Origin of the sequence: Pelagibacterium limicola (assembly GCF_015694405.1) — a bacterium.
Taxonomy (GTDB): Bacteria; Pseudomonadota; Alphaproteobacteria; order Rhizobiales; family Devosiaceae; genus Pelagibacterium; species Pelagibacterium limicola.
Genome location: NZ_JADQDB010000005.1, coordinates 186,614 through 210,603, shown reverse-complemented (window position 1 = coordinate 210,603; position 23,990 = coordinate 186,614). Strand labels below are relative to the sequence as shown.

The following is a 23,990-nucleotide window of genomic DNA, read 5'->3' as shown; positions in this document are numbered from 1 at the left end:
AAGGATCGAGAACGTGACCCAGACGACCTCTTACTTCAAATCGAGCCCCGCCCTTACAGGTGCAGGTCTCATGCTCTTGGCCGGAATTGCCTTTGCCGGCGTCAATGTCGCGGTTCAGTGGGCCGGCATGGTCAACGGCATCTCGTCGACCGCAACGGCTTTCTGGCAGTATTTCTTTGGCTTTCTCTTTGTCCTGCCGCTCGTCTGGCGGCGTGGCCTTTCGGCCATGCGCACCGGGCGCCCCATGCTGCATCTCGTTCGCATCGTCCTGGCGGCGGCGGGTGTGCAGGTCTGGGTCATGGCGCTGGCCCATGTGCCGCTCTGGCAAGCGATTGCGCTTTCCATGACTTCGCCCTTCTTCGTTCTGGCCGGCGCCGCCCTCGCTCTGCGCGAAACCGTGACATTGGCACGTGTCGGCGCCACAGCCTTCGGCTTTGCCGGCGCGCTGATCATCATCGCGCCATGGTCTGAAACCTTCACCTGGCACGCCGTGCTGCCGGTGCTTGCGGCTGCACTTTGGGCGGGAGCCTCGCTCATAACCAAGGAGCTCACACGCTTCGAGCGCTCCGATTCCATCGCGCTCTATCTTCTGCTTCTCCTCACACCGATCAATTTTGCGCTCTATTTGGGGTCGGGCCTTCAAATGCCGCCCCTCGAGGGTTGGCTCGTGCTGCTGGCGGCCGGACTTCTGACAGCGGCTGCGCAATATGTGCTCACCCGGGCCTATGCCTCAGCGGATGCGGCTTATCTTCAGCCGTTCGAGGATCTCAAGCTGCCGCTCAACATCATCCTGGGCTGGATCGTTTTCGGTTTTTCACCGGATGTGACCTTCTGGCCCGGTGCCGCCATGATCGTTGCCGGCTCGATCTATATCATGAGCCGGGAAGGCCGAGGGCGATGCGCCCATTGAGGGGACTTGCATAAAAAACGGCGGAAATACGGGTATTTCCCGTATCGCCGCCGGAGTTGCTCTTGCCCTTCGCGCTCTCGCGAAGACCTCAAGAATACCGCGAACCTGCGACGATTGCCATAGTGTGGGCCAGATTGCATGGCGGTGCGGACGGTAACGAGTCTGTGAGCCGTTTATCGCCAACACCGTCATGCGCTCAAAAGCACACTTTGGTCGCCTGGGCCTCATCGGGTCTGGATTGTGGTCGCAGACGCTTCTGGAAGGTCGGTCCCGCCTTGCGTGCGATCAAGGTGTTGTAGTGCGCCGAAAAGCACGCAGAGGACGACAATGAATATCAGATGGCCGCGTGCGGCCACCAACCCGTCGCGGAATCTCATGTTTTTGCCTCGCTGGCGGGCGGTTGCCAACCTGCCGCATAAACGATGCCGGCCAAAGCCATGCAGTTGTGAAAGCCCCAAAATATGTTGGCCACGAGCCCGGTAAGTGAATACTGGTCCGAGCCCGCCAGATGCAGGCTCAAGGCATATGCAATGGCTCCCAGTGTAAGGCCCATGACGGCGATTTGAGGCCAGACCAGCCGGTAAAATCTTCCCTGCTGCCGCTGTTTGGGCGTGACCTTGAATGCAATGGGCCGGCCGGTGACAACCGTCCATATCGCCTGGAGATTGATCGGGAAGAACGAGAGATAGCTGGACTTGCCTCGGTTGCCGGGAATCCCCCATGTTCCGACCATCGCCGCCAGTTCCATGGCGATCAGGAAGGGTAGAAGTCGGTTGAACAATTCCACCGTGAATCCGTCGACCGGCGCGATGCCTGTCAGCAGATAGATCACCGGCGCCGCAAGGAAAACGAGGTTCCAGATGGCGCCGAGATAGGACCAGAAGGTCGAGCCATACATCAGCTTTTGCGGCAGCGAGAGACCTTTGCGCCAAAGCGGATTGTCGTGAAAGAAGATGTCCAGCGTCCCGCCAGCGTATTTGAACCTTTGAACCGTCCAGGACAGAAGATCCTGGGGGGAAAGCATCTTGGATTCTACATAGGGATGCTGGATGGAGCGCCAATCGCGCTCGCGGTCCGAATGGAGGACAATCGAGGTGTAGATGTCTTCGGAGACGTGGAATTTGTATGGTGTGAACTCGATCGCGTGCGCCGCCTCGTCACGTATGGCATTGAGCAACCCTGTGGAGACCGCGTTCTCTCCGGGAGCCCGGCTTATGCTCGCTGTCGTGAGGTTCATGGCCCGCTCGACCGCGGCGCCGTAGGATCGGAGAGCGGCTTCGATTACCGCTTCACGGCGATGTATGGAGGCGGCGCCACAACAAAAGGCGGCATTCGCCCAGTTTCTCCGGCGCAGCAGAACATCGTAAAACAGGCGCGGGTCCGAGACGAACGGATCCTCACCGAACCTTATCGGTCCGAAGACCCTTTCGATCGCGCCTCCGATTGTCCGCCCGGGGCGCCCCAAGGCCTGCCCAAGCGCCTCGCCCAGCCCGATGCCTTCGGGCAGATCGAAAAACCACTGTGGGGTCTGAACCCAGGCGACCCTAGGGTCGCGGAAATAGCCCATGGTGCGTTCGAGCAGCGTTGGGAAAGGCCGGGTGTCGGCATCGCAGATCAGGATGAAATCGCCATCGGTCTCCTCGATCCCATTGCGCAGATTGCCGGCCTTGTAGCCGGCATTATCGGGCCTTGTGATGTAATTGACGCCTTCTTGTTCGGCGACCGCGCGCATCTCCTCCCGTCGCCCGTCGTCAAGCACGTGGATGACGAGGTTTAACGGGTGGGGATAGCGCATCGCGCGGGCGTCGCGGATGCCCAGCCGCACGAGTTCAGGATCCTCGTTGTAGGTCGCGAAAAAGACATCGACGCTAAGGGGGCGATCGGGGCCATGCAGATCGGGAACGCATTCTGCGATGGTTGCAGGCGGGGGGGTGATCGGGGGATCCGAGACCTTCCAGAGATTGATATAGTAGAGCAGGAGGCCGATAAAAGCGCAGGTTTCGGCAAGAACCAGAGGCAGTGCGAACCACAGAGCCTCGTAGTTGAGCGAGGCGGTCCAGCGCCAGCTCAGGTACCAGAGGCCGGTGGCGACGGCCGCTAAAGCAAGGAGCCGGAATACCGATTGGCGCAACGCCGAATGGGGCACCGGTTCGGGAGGACGCCGATCCTCAAATCTGTCGAAATAAAAACTCACCAGCGACCGAGCTCCACCTGCAGGGCTTCCATCGAGCGCGCGACTGCGGCAAACAGCGCCTCCAGTGCCGGTTTGTCGGTCACATCGCGGGTCACGGTCTGGGCCGCAGCATGCACCTCCGATGCACCGAGATTGCTGGCCAGGGTGGCGATTGCAGCCGCAGAGCGTTCGAGGTTTTTCTGATCATCGGCAGCGAGCGTAAGCACGAGCTCATCGCGCCGCTTTTCGATGTCCTTGACCAACTCGACGAGGACGGAGTCGAAGGCCTCGTCGGACAGATCCTCGCGCAGTTCCGTCAGGCGCTGGGGCTGAATGATCTCAGGATTGGCCGGCGCCGGTGCGGCTGGACGGGGCAGAAGCTGCGCGTTTGCGCGCCGCGCGGGGAGCGAGGTCCAAAGCCAAACCGTCCCGCCGGACCGCGTACGATGGCGAGTGGCCAGGACTTCACGCTGGTCGGAGAGGCGCAGCCGTTCGACCGACGGCGTCGGTCGACTCAGGCGTTCGGCGGCCCAATTTCGCTCGTTGCCCTCGGCATCGGGAAAAAGGCCCGACATGGCGAGGAGGCCAAGGACATCGCCTGTCGACATCCCGATCTTGGCGATCCCTGTCGGCAGGTCTGTCATTTTGTCGAACGCAGCGTTGGCCATGACCACTTTGCCCTCGGCATCCTCCATGAGCAGACCGTAGGGAACGGAGTCCGCAGCCTCGTGCATGTGGTGCTGCGCCCGTGCGGACTGTCTCAGGGTTGAAAGCAAGGCAATCTGGTCGCCTGCCATTTCGGCGAGCATTTCCAGTCCGTCCAACGCCTCCCTTCCGGGCCGCGGATGCGGGACGGTGTCGACCGCGCCAAGGACACCGATTGCGGGACCGGAACGCATGCGTATCGGTGCGCCAACGTAGAACCTGGTTCCATGAGGGCCCGCGACCGACCCATCCTTCGCGAGCATCGGTTCGCGGCGCGTATCGGGAACCACGAGCGTTTTGTTTCGATCGATGGTGGCTGCGCACAGAACATCGGGAAGCGGAGGCCGCGCGCGCTTCCAGTCGGATAGGGCCCGGTAATGGATGGCACCGTGAGACGAAAGGCCGACAAACGTACCGCGGAGGCCCGTTATCTGGGCGGCGAGCCGAGTGAGCGGCGCCATCCGCTTTTCCGCATCGGCATCAATCAGCTCTGCGAAATCCAAGCTCTCGTCCTCTTCACTCTGGAGGGGAGCGTGCGAGTTGTTTCGAGGAGCGGCATGGGAAGCAAGGACCCTCATGGCGCATCCTCCAGCGCGACGGTCAACGTCAGGCAGTTGCGACCGGACCCCGAACGATAGGTGAGCCGGTCGACGGCTGCTGCGATGATTCCCAGCCCGAATCCAGATTCGGGAAGGTGATCGATATGGTCGGGATCGAAATCGGGAAGACGTGCGGAATCGAGCTTGTCAGAAGGGATCGGGCGCCCGCGGTCCTCAAGGTCAATCGCAACCGAGCGGCCGGCGATCCTCAGGCCGAGTTCGATCTGCTGGTCGGGCGCACCCCCGTCAAGTCCGTGACTCACGACGTTGTTGACCGCCTCGACGATCGCTGCCCGCACCTGAAAATACCGCCATTGGGGACAATGGGGGGCGAGCTCGCGGTCAAGCCAAGCCACCAGGGCCGGCACGTGGTGGTGCTCGGCCGGGATCGCGATACGGAGGTCGGATCTGGTGGCGCGCTCGATCACTCGGACAAGCCCTCAACGGCCGCCCCGCGATCGGCGTAGATGGAGAAGACCTTGTCCATTCGGGTGAGCGTAAGGACCGACATGACGGCAGGGGCCACGGCACACAGTGCCAGTTCGCCCTTTACCCCGATGCGCTTGAGCAGGCTCACCAGTGCTCCGAGCCCGCTGGAGTCGACATAACGGACATTGGCCAGATCCAGAATCAGCCGCGTACGCCCGCCTTCCGCCAGTTCGGACAGCCGAGCTCGGAACGAGGCTGCATTGGATGCGGTGAGACTTTCTTCGGTCAACCTGACGACCGTAATGCCTTCTTGTTCATCCTGCCATTCAAGCATGTTTCCCTCCCGCCGAGACGATCAACAGCGATACGTCATCTTGGAAACGCTCGGCGGCGACCCAGGTTTCAAGTGCATGTTCGACCGCGGAGGAAAGAGGGGCTCCGTCCTTTACGGCTGCGGCGCAGGTTCTCGCGAGATTGGCCTCGCCGAAGGGCTCGCCTGTTGGGGATTCGGCCTCGCTGATGCCATCCGAGAAAATGACCAGGTGGTCGCCGGGTCGAAATACGGTGCGTTCAGAAACGAATTGCGCATCGGAAAGCAAGCCTACCGGATACCCGCCCTGTCCAATCCACTCGATCGCACCGCCTTGGCGCATGATCATGGCGCGTGGGTGACCGGCCTGACAGACGATAGCCTCGCCGGCTTCGAGATCGACAATTCCGCACATCAGTGAAAAGTAGTCGTCCGTATCGAGTTCTTCGACAAAGCGCTCGTTGAGCAGCGCCGCCAGCCTGTCGGGAACAAAGCGCCGACCTGGCGCCCAAGGGCGTGCGCTGCCCACGGTATCGAGAAAAAGCTGGTTGGTAATCGTATGGGAGAGCGTTACCGCCCGAAGGGCAGACCGCATCCCATGCCCCGCCACGTCCACTGCATAGAACCCCATGCACGCATTGTTGATGGCGATGGTGCCGAGCATGTCCCCCGATACGAAGTTGGCCGGACGGAACAAGAGATCGACCTTGAAGTCACCGGGGATTCTGCCTGGTGCTGGTAGAAGGCGGGCCTGAGCCCGGCTCGCCTCCTGCAGCCCTTGCGTGATTTCGGAATTGGCCTTTTCGAGCCGGAGCCTGGTGGCGCGCAGCCGGTCGTCGTAGCGGAGAACGCGCTCGGCCACCTGCAGCCGCACATCAAGCGTGCGCCGCCGGATGGGCGTCGCCATGAAGTCGTCCGCCCCGGCGGTGAGGGCATCGAGATACGCTACGTCCGGATCCCGACCGGTAAACAGGATCGCATAGAGGTAACGGTCATAGCTGCGCTGCCGTAGCAGATGCATGAGATCGAGCCCGGACATTTCCGGAAGGTCCATGTTGCATAAGAGTGTGGATGCGGGCTCATCTTCGATAACCCCGAGCGCCTCCTCACCGGTCCGGACAAAGGTGGCCTCATGCCCCATCTGCGAGGCCATGGCGCCGAGAAGCGCCTGCTGGCTGTGATCGGGTTCGACGACGAGAAGTTGCATGAGCAATCCTGAATCATTTTTAACAAAGATCGCGAGAATTGCCTTGCACGCGGGTTTCCATGGGGAGAGGCATTTTATGAAAATCGAGTCATTCTGAGGCAATACCTTTGCCGGCGATCAATAAACCCGCGCGCCCGTGGCTGCGCGCGTGCCGATCCCATGGGGAAGGGCGAACCTATGCCGTTCGTTCGAGCGCGGACCGCCAGGCGGCCGCGTAGCGGGCCATCGGAGGATCGGGCAGGAATTTTTCGTCGTCCGCAACGGGTGGAGCGGCCCCCTGGCTCGGCGCAACCAGCATCGCTGCCCCGATACTGGTCCCCGTGGCATTTTCCGTGGTGACCACCGGGCGACCGGTCGCGCTTGCCAGCATCGCGCAGTAAAGCGCATTACGCGAGAAGGGACCCTCGACAGCGATCACGCCTTCCCCCGCCGTCATAACGAGGCATTCCGACGTCATAAGGGCCAGGTAAAACGACGCCACGACGTGTCGCTCGGCTTGTGAAAGGCTTTCCGGATCCTGGGTCCAGTTCGCTGTACGGTTCGGGAAGGGCCCGGAGCCTGGCAGTATCGTCGGCAACAACATGACCCCGCGTGCGAGAATGTCGGCAGCGCTAGCGCTGGACGGCGTTTCAACGGACGAGGGGATCAGCGTTGAGAACTCTCGCCCGCCCATAAATCGCGCCGATGGGACGGGTCTGCCGAAAGCGTCGATATTGGCAAGGCAGTCGCGGGTTGGATCAAGTCGCTCAAGGTCTCCACCCGGCGAGCAGGCAATAACCCAGGTGCCGGTGGATACGACGGAAAACGGCGGTTGCCGCATTAAGAAGTGGGGGACGAGCGAGGCATTGGAGTCGTGAATTCCACATGCGACCGGCACCGAGGAAGCCAGCCCCAATTCGCGAGCGAGATCCGCCCGCATCGGGCCAAGTGCCCCATCTGCAGGCTGGAGCGGCGGAAACCTGTCTAGCCAGCCTTCCTCCTTTACGAGCGATGAAAATCCCCAGGTTCGGAAGTCCCATAGATCCGTGTGGCAGCCCAGCGAGGTCAACTCGCTCGCGGTCACGCCGGTGAAGCGATAGGCCCAGTATTGAGGATAGGTGAGAATCCAGCGCACTTGCGCAAACGCTTGGGGATACCGCCGGGCCTGGTAAAAGAGTTGCGCCCCCAGGTTCAAGCCGCCCGGCAAGCGCGGCGAATAGCTTGTCTCAAAGCCGGGCCGGATCGCATCATAGGCAGATGCCGATGCCTCGGGATCTGCACTTTCATAATCGAGTACAGGCAGGGCAAGGCTGCCATCTTCCGTGATGAGGGCCGCACATGCCCCGTGCGTCGTGATTGAAATGGCATCGAGGGGAAATTCGCGGTTGATTTCTGCGAGGGCGGTTCTGATGAAGCCCCAAAGCCCGTCGATATCGAAGTGGGCGTATGGAGGGCCAGCCAGCACGCGATTGGGCGCGGTTCGCACGGCAGTCTCGCGCATGGCGCTCAGGTCGACGGCCACGACCTTTGCGTTTGTCTTGCCGACATCAATGACCCCGACATGGCGCATCGTCAGACAGCTCTGCGCTCTCGGAGGCGCCGCGCAACGACGGGAAGGGCGATAACGACAATCAGCATGACCCCGACAAAGATGGACATGACGATCCCCGGGACATTGAGCAGGCCCAGTCCGAACGTGACCAGCCCCATGATGAATGCAGCAATGACCACCCCGGCAATGCTGCCCGATCCTCCCAGGATCGACACGCCACCCAGGACGACCATCGTGACGATCTCAAGTTCCCAGCCGGATGCAATGGACGGTCGCGTGGACCCGAGGCGGGCCGTCAGCAGCACGGATGCTATTCCCGCTGTCAGGCCGGTAAGAACGAAAAGCACGAATTTCACCCGTCGAATGCGAATGCCCGAGAACTGGGCTGCGAGCGGGTTATTGCCGATGGCAAAGACGGCTCGCCCGAAATTGGTGCGATGGAGAAGAACATAAAAGACAATTGCCAGAGCGAGAAACAGGACGATCTCGAACGAAACGACCCACCAGACATAACCCTGACCAAACCATGCGAAATCGCGCGGATAGCCGCGAAATGCCTGGTCGCCCAGGACAATATAGGAAATGCCTCGGAAAAGGCTCATCGTGCCGATGGTGACCACAATCGAGGGCAGACCGAGCCCGCTGACCAGCAGGCCGTTGAACGCGCCGCACGCAATTCCGACCAAAATCCCTATTGCGGCAAGCGTTGGCGCATCGGCACCAAATTGAAGGGCAAACCCCATGGCCGTGGAGGCAAGGGCGATAATGGATGCCACCGAAAGATCGATTTCGCCCGATATGATGACCATGGCCATCGCCAGTGCGATGATCGCCTTCTCCGTGAAATTGAAAGTCGCGTCCGACAGGCTCCACGGGTTGAGGAAATAGGGGGACGCCAGGCTGTTTGCGATGAAGATCGCTATCGCCACGACGATCAGCAGCATTTCCCAGCTCTTGAGCGCGGTGGCCAGCGGGCTCTCGAGCCGGTCCGGTATCGCGCGTGAGATATGGGGTATCTGGGTCATGCTGCGCCCTCCCCCTGCGCCCGTTTCAGGATTATGCGGCCCTTCTTGCGCTCGTTGCGGGCATTGAAGATCACCGCGACAGTGATGACGGCCCCCGAGATGGCCATTTGCGCGAAGGGCGAAACATTGATGACGGGTAAGGCGTTATTGACCACGCCAAGGAATAACGCCCCGAGGACGGCGCCCGGCACGGTCCCGATCCCGCCTGCGATCGATACCCCCCCGATCACGCAAGCGGCGATGATCTGCAATTCGAACCCGCCTGCTATGTCCACATAGGCAACCGCGTACCGCGCTACCCAGAGGTAACCCGCCAGCCCGGCAACCATGCCTGCCACGGTGAAGGCGAAGAACCGCGTCCGGCCGACATTGATACCGGCATAGACCGAGGCCGTTGGGTTGACGCCAACCGCATAGAAAGCCCTCCCCAGTGGCGCGCGGCTCATGAGAATGAGAAACAGGCCGATCACCGCAACGGCGATCCACGACGATACCGGGAGGCCCAGCGCAACGGTGCGCGGCAGGGCTTTGAAGGCGTCATCCATCTGGTGGGCGTTGACCCACTGGCCTCCCGAGAGAAGAAAGATCGAGCCGCGAAAGATGGTCATCGTGCCCAGCGTGACAACGATGGAAGGCATGTTGAGCTTCCAGACCAAAACCCCGTTGAGCGCGCCGAGGCTCGCGCCGAGCACCATGCCCCCAGCGATCAGGGCCGGGACGGGAACCCCGGGAAAGGCTGCATTGAGCATGGCGACCACCATGCCACACAAGGCTAGATTGGCGGCCATGGAAAGGTCGATACAGCGGGTAAGGATCACCAGCATTTGCCCAAGCGCCAACATCGCCAGAATGGACGTATCATCGAAGACACGCACCAGATTGCGCGGCTCGAGAAAAGCCGGGAACCGCATCGATATCAGCGCGAGCAGGAGGCCGATAGCGGCAACGAGGATCATTTCGCGGTGCTTGAGGACGATGCTCATGCGGCCTCTCCCTCGATCCCGGCGGCGGTTCGCACCAGGGTTTCAGCGTTAAGGCCGGACCGATCGAACTCGCCCGCGATGCGGCCTTCCCTCATGACGATCACCCGATCGGACATGCCCATTATTTCCGGCAATTCCGAGGAAACCATGATGACGCAAAGCCCTTCCGCCGCAAGTTCACTCATAAAGGCATGGACGGCTGCCTTCGAGCCGATGTCGATGCCTTTGGTCGGCTCGTCGAGAATGATGACACGCGGGCGCGTGGCCAGCCACTTGCCGATAACGACCTTCTGCTGGTTGCCGCCCGAAAGCGTGCCGACGTCCTGATCCAGGGCCGCAGCTCGCAGGTCGAGCCGCTCTGAATATTTTCGGGCAAGCGCAAGCTCGTTGGCAATATGAAGAAAACCGGCGCGCGACGTGTTCCTCAGCGAGGGTAGGGAAATGTTCTGAAAGATCGGCAGCCCGATGACTGCGCCCTGACGTCCCCGATCCTCGGGCACATAGACGATCCCCATATCGACGGCGTGGGCCGGGTTTTTCGCCAGCGCAGGCTTCCCATCGAGCGTGACCGTGCCGGCGCTCGTCCGCGTGATGCCGAAAAGTGCCTGCATGGTCTCGGTGCGACCAGCGCCGACCAGACCATAAAAGCCCAGTATCTCGCCTCGGCGCAGGTCAAAGGAGATGTCTTCGAACTCGGTCGGATGGGTCAGGCCCTTCACGGTCAAGACGGTCTCGCCGGGCGTGACATCCTGCTTGGGAAATACGTGCTCGACTGATCGGCCAACCATCATGCGAACAAGTTCGGCCTGGCTGGTGTCCCTCATCATGCCCGAGGCGACCATTTCGCCATCGCGAAAAACCGTATATCGGTCGGCGACGCGGAAGATTTCGTCGAATTTGTGCGATATGAACAAGATCGCCTTGCCGTCTTGCTTGAGCATGTCGATCAGAACAAACAGCTCCTCGATTTCCTTGTGCGAGAGGGCCGCGGTCGGCTCGTCCATGATGACGATCCGCGCTTCGATCGACAGGGCACGGGCAACCGCCACCAGATGCTTGTTGGCAATTGATAGGTCCTTAAGGCGCATGTCGGGGTGGATCGGTGCGCCCATGGCCTGGAGAAGGCTGCTCGCCTCGGCGCGCAGCCTGCGCCAGTCGATCAAGCCGATCCGCGTCCGCGGTGCGTGACCGAGAAAGATGTTCTCGGCGACCGAAAGCTCGTCGAACAGGACCGTTTCCTGGTGGATGGCCGTGATGCCTTGGTCGAGCGCCGCGTGTGCCGTCGGCAGTGAAATCGGCGCCCCGTCGAGCTCTATCGCGCCCTCGTCGGGCTGGTAGATGCCGGTCAGGATTTTAACCAGAGTGGATTTGCCGGCCCCGTTTTCGCCAACGAGAGCGGTGACTTGACCCGGATGCAGTTCGAGCCCGATGCGGTTGAGCGCGCGCACGCCAGGAAAGCTCTTGGATACGTCCCTTAGTGAAAGGCAGGGGCGTGGCACGGCACTGTCTGGGGCCCTAGGCATCGTGACTGGCTCGTTTGGGAATGGTGCGCTCGCCTGCGTGAAAGGTGCGTGGTCGCATTGTTGGTCAAAGGCGGTCCGGCGCCAATGCCGGACCGCCAAAGGAAACATCAGAAGATGGACTTGAACTCGTCCACGTTCGATGCGTCATAGGTGAACGGATCGGACATCGCCGCTTCCCCGTTCTCCCCGATGGTTATTTCGCCGACGCGGCCGATGGAGATCGTTGCGCCCGGTTCGGCCACGGCCGCGCCGGTGGCCAGCGCATGGGCGATATAAGCAGCGGAATAGCCAAGATCGATCGGGTTCCAGATCGCAAAGGACTGGCTGGCGCCGGAGTGGACGTGCCCGGCCATCTCCGAGGGCAGAGCGAGCCCGGTGACGTTGATCTCACCGATTTTGCCTGCGTCTGTCACCGCCTGGGCGGCAGCTACGATGCCCACCGTCGTCGGGGCGATGATCGCATCGAGGTCAGGGTAGGTTTGCATCAGGCCCTGCGCTTCCCGATAAGACTTGTCGGCAAGATCGTCGCCATAGACCACGGTAACCAGTTCGATGCCGGGATAGTTGGGCAGCACCTTACGCGCTTCATCGATCCAGATGTTCTGATTGGTGGCGGTTGCGGTGGCCGAGAGTATGGCGACTTGCCCCCCGTCCGGCAGGTGATCTGCAGCAAGGCGGATGATGGTGTTGCCGATCAACTCGTTTGAAGAGGGATTGAGGTGCATGGCACGGCCCTCGGGGGCTACGCCGGAGTCCCAGGAGATGACGGTGATACCGCGATCCATGGCGCGTTGCAGGGCCGGGACGAGGGCGTCGGGGTCATTTGCCGAAATCGCAATTGCATCGACCTGCTGGGCGATCAGGCTGTTGATAACCTCGATCTGGGCCTCGGCCGTCGGTTCGGTTGGGCCGGTGTAGATGATCTCGACATCGCCAAGCTCCTCGGCGGCTTCTCGCGCTCCGGCATTTGCAGCTTCGAAAAAGCCGTTACCCAGCGATTTGACCACGAGCGCGATGCGCGTCTGGGCCTGCGCGGGTGCTGCCAATGTGAACATGGCGGCCGTAAGTGCAGTGGTTGCAATAAGTCTTTTCAACAAGCTCATGATATTTCCTCCCTCGAGCGTTGCGTTGATCGTCGTCCTCGGCCGGTCAAGCGACCGAAGGCGAAACTTCCTCCTCCGCGTTGTCAGAGGGCCCGGCGATGCGTATCGCTACGCCTCGCTCCTCGAGCATTTGTCGGTCCTCGTCACGGATGTTGCGGTCGGTGATAACCATGTGGATGCGCTCGAGCTTGCACAGGATCAGGCTTGATCGCTGCCGGAACTTCGATGAATCCGCCAGGACCACCAGCTCATCGGCCTGATTGAGCAGCTTCTGTTCGGCCTGAATCAGCAGGGGATCGGCTTCGGTCAGCCCGTGAGGTCCGATGCCCTGGGCACCCATGAACATGCGGCGCGCATAGAAATGCTTGGTCACATCGCTTTCAAAGGGCGAAAGAATGATATTCTGCTCGCGATAAATAGTGCCTCCGGGAACGATGACGCTGTTCTTGGAGTGGCCGAGCAGATGACTGGCGATAGGGAATGAGTTGGTAAACACCTGACAGCGCCGGTTCACCAAATGGAAAACCATCTGATAGGTCGTTGTGCCCCCATTGATGATTATGGAATCCCCGTCGGCGCATAAATCGACGGCTACCTTGGCTATCGCGCGCTTGAGGCCGATATTGATCGTTTCATTGACCGAGAACGGCCTGCCCACAAGGTTGCCTTGTGTCGGCGGCGTCAGGGCTTCCGCCCCACCCCGGACGCGCCGTAGCCTGCCCTGCACATGAAGGGCGGCAATATCCCGGCGGATCGTGGCTTCCGAGGTGTCTGTCAATTCGACAAGTTCTTGCACCGTCGCGACAGGCCGCGCTTGCACGGCAGCGAGAATAACCCTGTGGCGCTCACTTTCATGCATGTTCGACCCTCCCATACCGACAGTTTTCATCATTTTCGATCACTGTCAATCGTATTTAATCAGAAATGATCGTTTGTGATCGTTTATGATTGACAGTAGGCTTGCGTTGCGTGCACAACGGGCTCCGGAAAACAAAGCCAGGGCTTTCCGAACGGGGAGGAAATCATGACCGAAACGACTTCGTCCGCGCGACTGTCATCGCTGTGGGACGATGCGATTGCATCGGGAATGAGTGAAGTTGCGCAATTGGTCTATCGCTCCAATCTGCTCGGATCGGACAAAAGAGTGACCAATTATGGTGGCGGAAACACCTCCTCCAAGATTTTCGAGAACGATCCGCTGACAGGAAAGCCTGTCGAGGTGCTCTGGGTGAAAGGGTCGGGCGGCGACTTGGGCACCATCAAACGCGATGGTTTTGCCACGCTCTATATGGACAAGCTCCGGGCTCTCAAGAACCTCTATCGCGGCGCGGAGCATGAAGACGAAATGGTGGGCTATCTGCCCCATTGCACCTTCAACCTAAACCCGCGGGCGGCATCTATCGACACCCCGCTCCACGCCTTCGTCTCGCATCCCTATGTGGATCACATGCACCCCGATGCCATCATCGCTATTGCCGCGAGCGCCGATAGCAAGGCGCTGACGCGGGAAATCTTTGGGGACACGATTGGCTGGCTGCCATGGAAAAGGCCAGGGCTCGAACTCGGGCTCTGGCTGGAAAGGTTTTGCCAGGAAAACCCATCCGCCAAAGGCGTTGTTTTGGAGAGTCATGGCCTGTTCACCTGGGGTGACACCGCCAAGAGCTGCTATGAAACCACCCTCGCAACGATCAATGCAGCCATTGCCTGGCTTGAAAAGCAAACTGCAAACAAGCCGGCATTTGGCGGCGTCCGGCACGAGGCATTGCCAACTGAACAACGGCAGGCAATCGCGGCACGCCTCATGCCCGCTATCCGTGGATTGATTTCGGCCGAGAGCCATAAGGTCGGCCATTTCGATGATAGCCCGGTGGTGCTTGAATTCGTCAATTCGCGAGCACTCGATGCACTGGCCCCGCTGGGCACGTCCTGTCCGGATCATTTCCTGCGCACCAAGATCGCTCCATTGGTGGTAGAATTCGATCCGACCAGACCGGACCTCGCTTCGCTCGAAGCCGCATTGCCCGGAGCGGTCGCGCAATATCGGACAGGCTATGCTGCCTATTACGAGCGCTGCAAACGCCCCGATTCCCCAGCCATGCGCAATCCCAACGCCGTGGTTTTCCTCGTGCCTGGCGTGGGCATGATGACCTTCGCGAATGACAAGGCCACGGCGCGCATCTCGGCCGAGTTCTATATCAATGCCATCAACGTGATGCGCGGAGCCTCGGCGGTTTCAACCTATCGCGGGCTCGATGAGCAGGAAGCGTTCGATATCGAATACTGGCTGCTTGAGGAGGCCAAGCTCCAGCGCATGCCAAAGCCCAAGTCGTTGGCCGGCCGCGTTGCGCTGATCACCGGTGGAGCGGGAGGCATCGGTCGCGCCAGTGCTGACAGGCTGCTCTCGGAAGGCGCGTGCGTCATGCTGGCCGACATCGATGAGGCCGCACTCGAGAGGGCCCACGCCGATCTCGCTAGCCGGTATGGCGCCGACGTCGTCCGCACCGTTCGCCTCAATGTAACCGACGAAACCATGGTCATCGAGGGGTTTAACCACGCGGTGGTCGCTTTTGGCGGCCTGGATATCCTGGTGTCCAATGCGGGACTGGCGTCGTCGGCCCCGATCGAGGATACCACCCTTGCGCTCTGGAACCGCAACATGGATATCCTTGCCACGGGCTACTTTCTCGTCAGCCGAGAGGCCTTCAAGCTGTTCAAAGCGCAAAAGATTGGTGGCAACGTGGTCTTTGTTGCGTCCAAGAACGGGCTGGCCGCTTCGCCCAATGCTTCGGCCTATTGCACGGCCAAGGCGGCCGAGATTCACTTGGCGCGCTGCCTTGCGCTCGAAGGAGCCGCCGAACAGATCCGGGTAAATGTGGTTAATCCCGATGCGGTGCTGCGCGGCTCCAAGATCTGGACCGGTGAATGGAAAGAGCAGCGCGCGGCAGCCTACAACATGGGCACCGACGAACTCGAAGAACACTATCGGCAACGGTCCATGCTCAAGCGCTCCGTACTGCCCGAGGACATTGCGGAAGCGATCTATTTTCTCGCCTCCGAAATGTCGGCAAAGTCCACAGGCAATATCATCAATGTCGACGCGGGCAATGCCCAGAGTTTTACACGCTAGTTCGGCCGAAGGGCTTAGGAGGCCGACAAGCTAATCGGCCAAGTACGCCGCTTGCCGGTGCAAGGGAGGAAAGAACATGTCCGGGCTCGATACCCTAACGGAGGCCATTGCCTCCGAGAACGAAAGACACGCATCCGCGTTGCGCAGCGATTTCGAGGCATTGGGCATTCAACTTGAAAGGCGTGGAATCGATATCGAGGATATCGTGGCCAAGGTTTCGCACTATGACGTTGCCATTCCATCCTGGGGCGTGGGCACGGGCGGCACACGGTTTGCCCGCTTCCCCGGTCCCGGGGAACCGCGCGACATTTTCGATAAGCTCGAGGATTGTGCGGTCATTCAGACGTTGACAGGCGCAACCCCCAGGGTTTCGCTTCACATTCCTTGGGACAAGGCCGATCCCAAGGCCTTGCGCCACAAGGCCGACGCTCTTGGCCTCGGCTTTGATGCCATGAACTCGAACTCCTTCTCGGACGCGCCCGGACAGACGCATTCCTACAAATTCGGCTCACTGAGCCATGCGGACGCAGCCACCCGCGCGCAAGCGGTAGAGCATAATGTCGAGTGCATCGAAATCGGGAAAGCGCTGGGTTCCAAGGCGCTGACGGTCTGGATCGGCGATGGCTCGAACTTTCCGGGCCAGACCAATTTTACGACCCAGTTCGAGCGATATCTGTCTTCAATGAAGGAAATCGTCAAAGCGCTCCCGCCCGACTGGCGCATATTTACCGAGCACAAGATGTACGAGCCGGCCTTTTACTCCACCGTGGTTCAGGACTGGGGCACCAATTACATGATCGCTCAGGAGCTTGGGCCGCAGGCTTATTGCCTTGTCGATCTCGGGCACCATGCGCCAAACGTCAATATCGAAATGATTGTTGCCCGACTGATTCAGAGCGGTAAGCTAGGCGGGTTCCACTTCAACGATTCCAAGTATGGCGATGACGATCTCGATACCGGCTCAATAGACCCCTATCGGCTTTTTCTCGTGTTCAACGAACTGGTGGATGCCGAGGCGCGCGGGGCGAGGGGATTTAGCCCGGCCCATATGCTCGATCAGAGCCACAACGTGACCGATCCCATAGAGAGCCTGATGCAGAGCGCCATGGAAGTCCAGCGCGCCTACGCCCAGGCGCTACTCGTCGATAGAGTCGCGCTTACCGCTTACCAGGATGACAATGACGCCTTGATGGCCGCGCAAACACTCAAGCAGGCCTTCCGCACGGACGTCGAGCCCATTCTCGCGATGGCACGCATGCGCAAGGGCAATGCTGCCGACCCGGTCTCGACTTACAGGGCTTCGGGCTATCGCCAGCACGTTGCGGCGCAGCGGCCAGCCGTGGCCGGCGGATCGGGGGGGATAATCTAACCATGGTCGAGCGCGTTGCTTTCAGGATGAGACTCACTCCTGGCCGCATGGACGAATACCGGCGCCGACACGACGAGATCTGGCCCGAGCTTGCCGACTTGCTGCGCTCCTCCGGGATATCGGACTATTGGATATGGCTGGACCCGGAGACCCATTGTCTCTTTGCAACATTCGTGCGCGCAGAAGCCAATTCGATACACGCATTGCCGGAAACCGAAATCATGCGCCGCTGGTGGGCCATGATGGGCGACATCATGGAAACCAACCCTGACCACTCGCCCGTCCAGGTTGATCTCATCCCCATGTTTCACCTGCCCTAGTCCGGATCGGTGTGGCATAGGCTTAGGCCGCATTGGGGACGGTTAGACGACTTGGTGCCTGCATAAATAATACTTGGCGACATAAACGGGAAAACGGACGGCTCCTAAAGGGCCTGTTAAACGATATTGGCTAACACTTGTGTCCTATTTATGCGGCAAATAGACAAGAGGCGGACACTATCGTGGCTAACGGTGTCCCGATCGCGCTGAAAAGATTCGCGCGCCGGGTCTTCCATGCGAGCAATATCCCTACCGCTATCGCCCTGGTGGTGATCGTGGCGGCCATTGCCTTTGCCGAAATGCAGAACCGCTCCATTCACGAGCAAACCCAGCGCAACGAGGTGCTCGGCCAAATCGCGCTGGTACGAGCTCAACTGGAAGGCAAGGTGACCTCCAACATTCAGCTCGTACACGGCTTGGTATCTACCATAGCTACCGAACCGGACATGAATCAGGCGCGGTTCGCCAGCCTTGCCGGCTACCTTTTTGCCCAGAACAACCAGCTCAACAACATCGCTGCCGCCCCAAATCTCGTAATCCGGTATATCTATCCGGTAGAGGGAAACGAAGCTGCGCTCGGGCTCGACTATGCAAATCATCCCGAACAGTCTGAAACGGCTTTGCGTGCCCGTGATACCGGCCGCATGGTGCTTGCGGGACCGGTCCATTTGGTCCAGGGAGGCAGGGGTTTCATCGCGCGTTTCCCCGTTTTCATTTCACTGCCGGACGGAACCGACAGATTCTGGGGCATTATCTCTGCCGTAATCAACGCAGAACGCCTCTATACCGAAAGCGGGCTTCATGCTCTCAGTGAGGAGCTGACCATCGCTATCGCGGGTCAGGACGGCTCGGGGGCTGATGGCACCGTATTCTTTGGTGATGCGGCCGTATTCGGCATGGACCCGATCCTTGCCGACGTCTCACTCCCTGCAGGCCGCTGGCAATTGGCGGCCGTTCCCAAGGGCGGATGGGGCACCGAGCCGCCTAACGCGTGGTTCCTTCGCATGGCCATGATCGCGGCTGCTGCTTTCGTGCTTATCCCGGTCATGCTGGTTGGCCGGCTCAGCGCCGATCGCCGGCGCCGGCTGATTGAGCAAAAGCGTCGGGAACTTGAACTGCAGCGTCTTTCACGCCGTCTCGAACTCGCCCTCGCCACTTCCCAGGTCGGCGTATGGGAGATGAACATCCTGACAGGCGAGTTGTCTTGGGACGACAGGATGAATGAGATTTACGGCTACCCCCAGGATGGGGGCGCGCGAGACTATACGCACTGGCGCAGCAGACTTCTCGAAGAAGACGCCGAGCGTTGCGAGCGTGAGTTCAATGAATCCGTGCGCACCGGGGAGCGCTATGTTTCCAATTTTCGTGTCGTGACCCCGGAAGGCGAGGTCCGCCACATCCGCGCGCTCGGCTCGGTCTATCAGGACCCTGGATCGCCCCCCAGAATCCTCGGGGTCAACTGGGATGCAACGGCCGACGCGCGGCTTTCGGAAGCCTTGATGCGTGCCAAGACGCAGGCTGAGGCCAAGAACTTCGAACTGGAAACCGCCAAAGCGCGCATCGAGCACAACGCGCTGCACGACCCCCTGACCGCCCTGCCCAACAGGCGGTACCTCGACGATGTACTGGAGATGCATGCGAAGCGGGTTGCCAAAATCCCCATCCAGGCTTCGATACTTCACGTCGATCTGGACCGGTTCAAACAGATCAATGACACGCTCGGCCACGCCGCAGGCGATGCCATGCTCATCCATGCTGCCGAAATCCTCAAATCGGCCGTACGCCAGAGCGATTTCGTCGCCCGGATTGGAGGTGACGAGTTCGTGGTCTTCTGCCTGGGCGAAAAAACAGATGTGGAACTGCGCGACCTTGCCGGCGGTATCATCAGGGCCATGCGCCGCCCGGTTTCTTTTCAGGGCCATGAGTGCCGTTTCGGCGTTTCCATCGGCATCGCCAGTGCGGACTGCACCGGGGTTACCCCAAAACAGCTATTGGTGAATGCCGATATCGCGCTTTACCGGGCAAAAAAACGCGGCGGCAACCGCTCCGAGTTCTTCTCCGATGAACTGCAGGCCGAGATCGTGACGACCAAGCGGGTGGCCGACGACATCCTCTCGGGCCTCGACCACGGTGAATTCATCGCCTATTACCAGCCCCAGTTTGATGCCATCACGCTCGACGTCATAGGCGTGGAGGCGCTGGCACGGTGGAACCACCCGACCCGCGGTATCCTGACGCCCGACGCATTCATCAACATCGCTGAAGATATCAATGTCGTCGGTACGCTCGACAGGTTGATCCTCGAACAATCCCTTGCCCAGCGCTGTGAATGGGATAGGGCCGGCATCTTTGTTCCGCGCGTTTCGGTCAACGTCTCGGCGCGTCGGCTCCATGATGAACATCTCATCGACACGCTGAAACGCCTCGATATCCCATTGGGCGGGGTCGCGTTCGAACTGGTCGAGTCGATCTATCTCGACGAAAACGAAGGGATCGTGAGCTGGAACATCGACCAGATCAAGGAACTCGGGATCGACATTGAAATCGACGATTTCGGCACGGGCTACGCCTCGATATTGAGTCTGATGAAATTGCGGCCCAAGCGGCTGAAGATCGACCGCCAGCTTGTTCAGCCGATCACCGGCTCGCGCGAGCAGCGCACACTCGTGCAGTCGATAATCGATATCGGGGCCTCGTTGGGCATTTCCGCGATCGCCGAGGGCGTGGAAACCCGCGAGCATGCCAGCATCCTTGCCGAAATGGGCTGCGCGGCCCTGCAGGGTTACGCCTTTGCCCGTCCTATGCCAGCGGCGGACATACCGGATTTCGTCCGTTCAGCCCGCTGGCGGAAAGCTAGCTAACCCTTAAAACATGACAGTTCTGTCACATTGGGGCTGGAAACTGCCCTCCCGCTCCGTTATGGGCAGCGGGGACCCGTCAAAGCGAATACACGAAGCGCCGGATCCGGAAAGCCCATGGCAAAAAGCACCATCGACAAGGACCTCAAGCGGGTTGGCCAGCTAGGCAGCGCCACGAGGGAATCGGCACGCGCGGGCGCGGCACCTGGCATTGCGCTGGTGTTTCTTCTGCTGGCGCTGGTCTGGGCATTTTTTGCCGTGGGTGGCGGCCCGCTCGGCTATCTCGTAATCATTGCCACCGTTATCGCCGCCTATATGGCGCTCAATATCGGCGCCAACGACGTCGCCAACAATATGGGCCCTGCCGTCGGCGCCAAGGCGCTGACCATGACCGGAGCCCTGGTCATTGCCGCTGTTTGCGAAGCGGCCGGAGCGCTTTTGGCCGGTGGCGACGTTGTGACAACCATTTCGCGCAACATCATAGCACCCGATACCAGCCTCGACACCACGGCTTTCATCATGGTCATGATGGCGGCGCTGTTGTCCTCCGCGCTGTGGATCAACCTCGCGACCATCCTTGGTGCCCCCGTTTCAACTACGCATTCGGTCGTGGGCGGCGTGGTGGGCGCCGGGATCGCCGCAGCCGGTTTCTCCGCCATTACATGGCCGACCATGGCGACGATTGCCGCCAGTTGGGTGATCTCGCCTGTCATGGGGGGGGTACTGGCCGCGCTTCTCTTGTCGATAATCTATGCGACGATCCTCGATCAGCGCGAGAAGGCTGCCTCCGCACGGGTTTGGGTGCCGGTATTCGTGGGACTAATGACCGGCGTCTTTGCCATGTATATGTCCATGAAGGGGCTTAGCCGCGTGTGGAAACCCGAACCTCACGTGGTTCTTTTTCTGGGCCTGCTTTTTGCTGGGTTGGGCTGGCTGGCCACCAAGCCCTGGGTTGCCAAACGAACCACCGGCATGGAGAACACCAACAAGCATGTGGCGGTGATGTTCCGCCTGCCGCTGATCTTTGCCACGGCGCTCTTGTCCTTTGCTCACGGCGCCAACGATGTTGCCAACGCGGTGGGTCCCCTTGCGGCGATTGTCGCCGCGGTGGACAGCGGGATCGCTGGCGATGCGCGCGTCGCGCTGCCGCTTTGGGTTCTGGCCATAGGCGCGCTCGGCATCGCGCTCGGGCTGGCGCTTTTCGGGCCGCGTCTCATCCGCGTGGTCGGCGAAAAGATCACCAAGCTCAACGAGATACGCGGCTACTGCGTCGCTCTTTCGGCGGCCACCACTGTGCTCGTCGCATCGGCGCTTGGTTTGCCCGTATCCTCGACCCATATCGCGGTCGGCGCGATATTCGGGGTAGGTTTCCTGCGCGAAGGATTTTCCAATAAAGGTATTAAAAATAAAGCAGTAAGCCCCGAGGGAGTCTTCCTCAAGACTGACCACCTCAACAAAACCCCTGAAGAGGCGATTGCCAATTTCAACAAGCGCCAGCGTCGCTATCTCGTGCGCCGTCAGCACGCCTTCTCGATCGGCGCGGCCTGGATCGTCACCGTGCCCGCAGCCGCGTTGATCGCCGCGATAATCTATTTCGCAATGAAGTTCTTCTTTGGGCTTTAGGGCTTGCTCTTGGGTCGGCTAAGCTCGCGTTGTGCCAAGGCCAAGGCAAGGTCCGCCAATCCCTCGTGGGTGATCAGGCGCTTGGCCTCGGGCAGAACCGCCCAGTGCCGATAGCGCTGTCCCATTTCCTTCCAATCTTCACGCTGATTGGTGACCTTTAGGGGAAACACCTTGACCTCGACGGGTGCTGGGCGCTCTTCGGTAACCGGTAGCAGATAGGAGCCGATCGGCGTCTGCTCGATCTCCCCTTCGACGCCCGCTTCTTCGTAGGCCTCGTAGGCCGCGCTTTCCCAGGGCGTCTTGCCCTCGATGAGTGCGCCTTTGGGGAAAATCCACTTGCCGCGGCCGCGCGAGGTAACGAGCAGGACGACAAGCTGTCCATCGATAAACCTGTAAGGCAAGGCGCCATACTGCGGACCGGCTGGCTCGATTTGGCCACGGAACGGGCGTCTGACGAGTCCCAGTAGTTTTTCCAGCATCCGCGCCACTTCCCTGGATGAGATCAAGTATTTGAAACTATCGCGATTCAAGCACGGGCGGCAACGTGCCGCCCACCACGATTAACGGGAAAACGCAGCGTGCGGCTATGGTTCCGCGCTCTGTGCTGGGCTAGATTCGCCCTGCACATTCGTGCCGGGAATCACCCCAATATGAGCGGAGGCCATTTTACCCAATGACCGTCGAGATCGACATGGGGACAACGCGGGCGGGTGCCACCGCACCGCTCGATCTCGAGGAATTGCTGGCGACAAGGCTCCTCGTCCAGGGCAATTCCGGTTCGGGCAAGTCCCACCTCCTACGCCGCCTGCTCGAACAGAGCGCCAAATGGGTGCAACAATGCGTCATTGACCCGGAAGGCGATTTCGTGACGCTTGTCGATCAGTTTGGTCATGTGGTTGTCGAGGCCGACCGGTCGGAGACAGAACTGACCCGTATCGCGGGCCGGGTCCGCCAGCACCGCGTATCGGCGGTTCTTTCACTCGAAGGGCTCGACACCGAAGCCCAGATGCGCGCCGCCGCCGCCTTTCTGGGGGGGCTTTTCGACGCGGAACGCGAGTTCTGGTATCCAATGCTGGTCGTCGTCGACGAGGCCCAGCTTTTCGCACCAGCCGCAGCCGGGGAGGTGTCCGATGATGCAAGGAAACTTTCTCTCGGGGCTATGACCAATCTGATGTGCCGCGGGCGCAAGCGCGGACTGGCCGGGGTCATTGCTACCCAGCGGCTTGCAAAACTTGCCAAGAATGTTGCGGCCGAGGCGAGCAATTTCCTCATGGGCCGAACGTTTCTCGATATCGACATGGCCCGTGCGGGTGATCTTCTGGGCATGGACCGCCGTGCAACCGAGATGTTCCGCGATCTGGCACGGGGGCAGTTCGTGGCGCTTGGGCCGGCTCTGGCGCGCCGTCCCTTGCCGGTGATCATCGGCCCGGTGGAAACCTCCGCCCGCTCGACCAGCCCCAGGCTTATGCCGCTGCCGGAAGCTGCACGCGGCGAAGAGGCGGCGGATCTCATCTTCACGCCCGGCGCCGACGAGGATTTGCGGGTGCCGCCACGAAGGCCTGCCCAACCGGCGCCCCGGCCCACGGCCGATATTCTCGCCCAACTGAGCGCGCCTGTGCCCCAGCCGCAGCGCGAAACGCTTTTTCCTGAAATAGACGAGGCCGAACGTGACGCCCTGATCGCGGCGGTCCTCAGTGAAATCCTCGAAGACCCTGAGGCGAGCTATCGCTCGGTGGCCGTGCTCTATCAGGATTTTCTCGTGCGTTGCCGTATCCGGCGCGTACCTGGCGCTCCACCCGATCTCAGCGAATTCAAACGCCGCTTCTCGGTAGCCCGCGCCGGGATTGATTCACAAACCGCCCAAAGTGAGACCTGGCAAAAGGCGCTCGGACTTGCCAATGAATTGAGCGAGGACGTGCAGGGCGTATTCCTGTTGCTCGCTCGCGCAGCGGTGGACGGCCTGCCTTGCCCGTCCGATGCCTCCCTCGCCCGCGCCTATGGCAGCCATTCGGCCGGCCGTGCGCGGCGGCTGCTGACCTACTTCGAGGAACGTGACCTGCTCGTCCTGCGCGACGATTTTTCCGGCCGACGCATCGCGGCCTTCCCAGATCTGGCGTGTGAAACCGCCGCAGGTGATCCCAACGCGCCCGCTGACACTCCGGGTCGCGACGCCGCAGAATAGCGTTTGTTTGTCG

Annotated in this window: 19 protein-coding genes; 7 read left to right on the top strand and 12 right to left on the bottom strand. The window is 60.6% G+C overall.

Annotated elements, in window-relative coordinates:
- Window positions 1-13 precede the first annotated feature (13 nt).
- Complete coding sequence (locus tag I2G20_RS11840; protein ID WP_343070336.1) at window positions 14-910, top strand: DMT family transporter; 897 nt, start codon at window positions 14-16, stop codon at window positions 908-910.
- Between the two features lie 373 nt (window positions 911-1,283).
- Here the strand turns inward: I2G20_RS11840 and I2G20_RS11835 are convergent, their stop codons facing one another.
- From I2G20_RS11835 to I2G20_RS11785, 11 genes are all read right to left on the bottom strand, one after another.
- Window positions 1,284-3,104, bottom strand: a complete 1,821-nt coding sequence (locus tag I2G20_RS11835; RefSeq protein ID WP_196259923.1) for a glycosyltransferase — start codon at window positions 3,102-3,104, stop codon at window positions 1,284-1,286.
- Window positions 3,101-4,291, bottom strand: a complete 1,191-nt coding sequence (locus I2G20_RS11830) for a GAF domain-containing protein (protein ID WP_196259922.1) — start codon at window positions 4,289-4,291, stop codon at window positions 3,101-3,103. Before I2G20_RS11830 ends, I2G20_RS11835 begins: the two co-directional genes overlap by 4 nt.
- Before the next feature lie 71 nt (window positions 4,292-4,362).
- Entirely contained in the window at window positions 4,363-4,815 is a 453-nt protein-coding gene (locus tag I2G20_RS11825) for an ATP-binding protein (protein ID WP_196259921.1), read from the bottom strand.
- Window positions 4,812-5,150 carry an STAS domain-containing protein gene (locus I2G20_RS11820; protein ID WP_196259920.1) on the bottom strand — a complete coding sequence of 113 codons (339 nt, stop codon included), beginning with the start codon at window positions 5,148-5,150 and terminating at the stop codon, window positions 4,812-4,814. Before I2G20_RS11820 ends, I2G20_RS11825 begins: the two co-directional genes overlap by 4 nt.
- Window positions 5,143-6,333, bottom strand: a complete 1,191-nt coding sequence (locus tag I2G20_RS11815) for a fused response regulator/phosphatase (RefSeq protein ID WP_196259919.1) — start codon at window positions 6,331-6,333, stop codon at window positions 5,143-5,145. The genes I2G20_RS11820 and I2G20_RS11815 overlap by 8 nt, the downstream gene beginning before the upstream one ends.
- Window positions 6,334-6,508: 175 nt before the next feature.
- Window positions 6,509-7,888, bottom strand: coding sequence for an FGGY-family carbohydrate kinase (locus I2G20_RS11810; RefSeq protein ID WP_425502640.1), 1,380 nt, complete (start codon window positions 7,886-7,888; stop codon window positions 6,509-6,511).
- Entirely contained in the window at window positions 7,885-8,889 is a 1,005-nt protein-coding gene (locus I2G20_RS11805; RefSeq protein ID WP_196259917.1) for an ABC transporter permease, read from the bottom strand. Before I2G20_RS11805 ends, I2G20_RS11810 begins: the two co-directional genes overlap by 4 nt.
- Window positions 8,886-9,872 carry an ABC transporter permease gene (locus I2G20_RS11800; RefSeq protein WP_196259916.1) on the bottom strand — a complete coding sequence of 329 codons (987 nt, stop codon included), beginning with the start codon at window positions 9,870-9,872 and terminating at the stop codon, window positions 8,886-8,888. The genes I2G20_RS11805 and I2G20_RS11800 overlap by 4 nt, the downstream gene beginning before the upstream one ends.
- Window positions 9,869-11,395: a sugar ABC transporter ATP-binding protein gene (locus I2G20_RS11795; protein ID WP_246473044.1), complete on the bottom strand. Its 1,527-nt coding sequence runs from the start codon at window positions 11,393-11,395 to the stop codon at window positions 9,869-9,871. The genes I2G20_RS11800 and I2G20_RS11795 overlap by 4 nt, the downstream gene beginning before the upstream one ends.
- A gap of 107 nt (window positions 11,396-11,502) precedes the next feature.
- A complete protein-coding gene (gene rhaS / locus I2G20_RS11790; protein WP_196259914.1) occupies window positions 11,503-12,498 on the bottom strand; it encodes a rhamnose ABC transporter substrate-binding protein in 996 nt (331 codons plus the stop codon).
- Window positions 12,499-12,544: 46 nt separating this feature from the next.
- Window positions 12,545-13,357, bottom strand: coding sequence for a DeoR/GlpR family DNA-binding transcription regulator (locus I2G20_RS11785; RefSeq protein ID WP_196259913.1), 813 nt, complete (start codon window positions 13,355-13,357; stop codon window positions 12,545-12,547).
- Between the two features lie 165 nt (window positions 13,358-13,522).
- On the opposite strand from I2G20_RS11785, the gene I2G20_RS11780 reads away from it, so the two are divergent.
- The 5 genes from I2G20_RS11780 to I2G20_RS11760 all read left to right on the top strand — a co-directional run bounded on the left by I2G20_RS11780 (window position 13,523) and on the right by I2G20_RS11760 (window position 21,795).
- The gene (locus I2G20_RS11780; RefSeq protein WP_196259912.1) at window positions 13,523-15,625 is read left to right on the top strand and encodes a bifunctional rhamnulose-1-phosphate aldolase/short-chain dehydrogenase; all 2,103 of its coding nucleotides are present in this window, start codon (window positions 13,523-13,525) and stop codon (window positions 15,623-15,625) included.
- 76 nt (window positions 15,626-15,701) lie between these two features.
- The gene (gene rhaI, locus I2G20_RS11775) at window positions 15,702-16,994 is read left to right on the top strand and encodes an L-rhamnose catabolism isomerase (RefSeq protein ID WP_196259911.1); all 1,293 of its coding nucleotides are present in this window, start codon (window positions 15,702-15,704) and stop codon (window positions 16,992-16,994) included.
- A gap of 2 nt (window positions 16,995-16,996) precedes the next feature.
- The gene (gene rhaM / locus I2G20_RS11770; RefSeq protein WP_196259910.1) at window positions 16,997-17,314 is read left to right on the top strand and encodes an L-rhamnose mutarotase; all 318 of its coding nucleotides are present in this window, start codon (window positions 16,997-16,999) and stop codon (window positions 17,312-17,314) included.
- 182 nt (window positions 17,315-17,496) lie between these two features.
- Window positions 17,497-20,175 (top strand): bifunctional diguanylate cyclase/phosphodiesterase, encoded by a 2,679-nt coding sequence (locus I2G20_RS11765; RefSeq protein WP_343070335.1) that lies wholly within the window; start codon window positions 17,497-17,499, stop codon window positions 20,173-20,175.
- 114 nt (window positions 20,176-20,289) lie between these two features.
- A complete protein-coding gene (locus I2G20_RS11760) occupies window positions 20,290-21,795 on the top strand; it encodes an inorganic phosphate transporter (RefSeq protein ID WP_196259909.1) in 1,506 nt (501 codons plus the stop codon).
- Here I2G20_RS11760 and I2G20_RS11755 read toward each other — a convergent pair.
- Window positions 21,792-22,274 carry an NUDIX hydrolase gene (locus tag I2G20_RS11755; protein ID WP_196259908.1) on the bottom strand — a complete coding sequence of 161 codons (483 nt, stop codon included), beginning with the start codon at window positions 22,272-22,274 and terminating at the stop codon, window positions 21,792-21,794. The two genes, I2G20_RS11760 and I2G20_RS11755, sit on opposite strands and share 4 nt — an antisense overlap.
- 194 nt (window positions 22,275-22,468) lie before the next feature.
- Here I2G20_RS11755 and I2G20_RS11750 point away from each other — a divergent pair, with 194 nt between their 5' ends.
- Window positions 22,469-23,977: a helicase HerA domain-containing protein gene (locus I2G20_RS11750; RefSeq protein ID WP_196259907.1), complete on the top strand. Its 1,509-nt coding sequence runs from the start codon at window positions 22,469-22,471 to the stop codon at window positions 23,975-23,977.
- The last annotated feature ends 13 nt before the right edge of the window (window positions 23,978-23,990 follow it).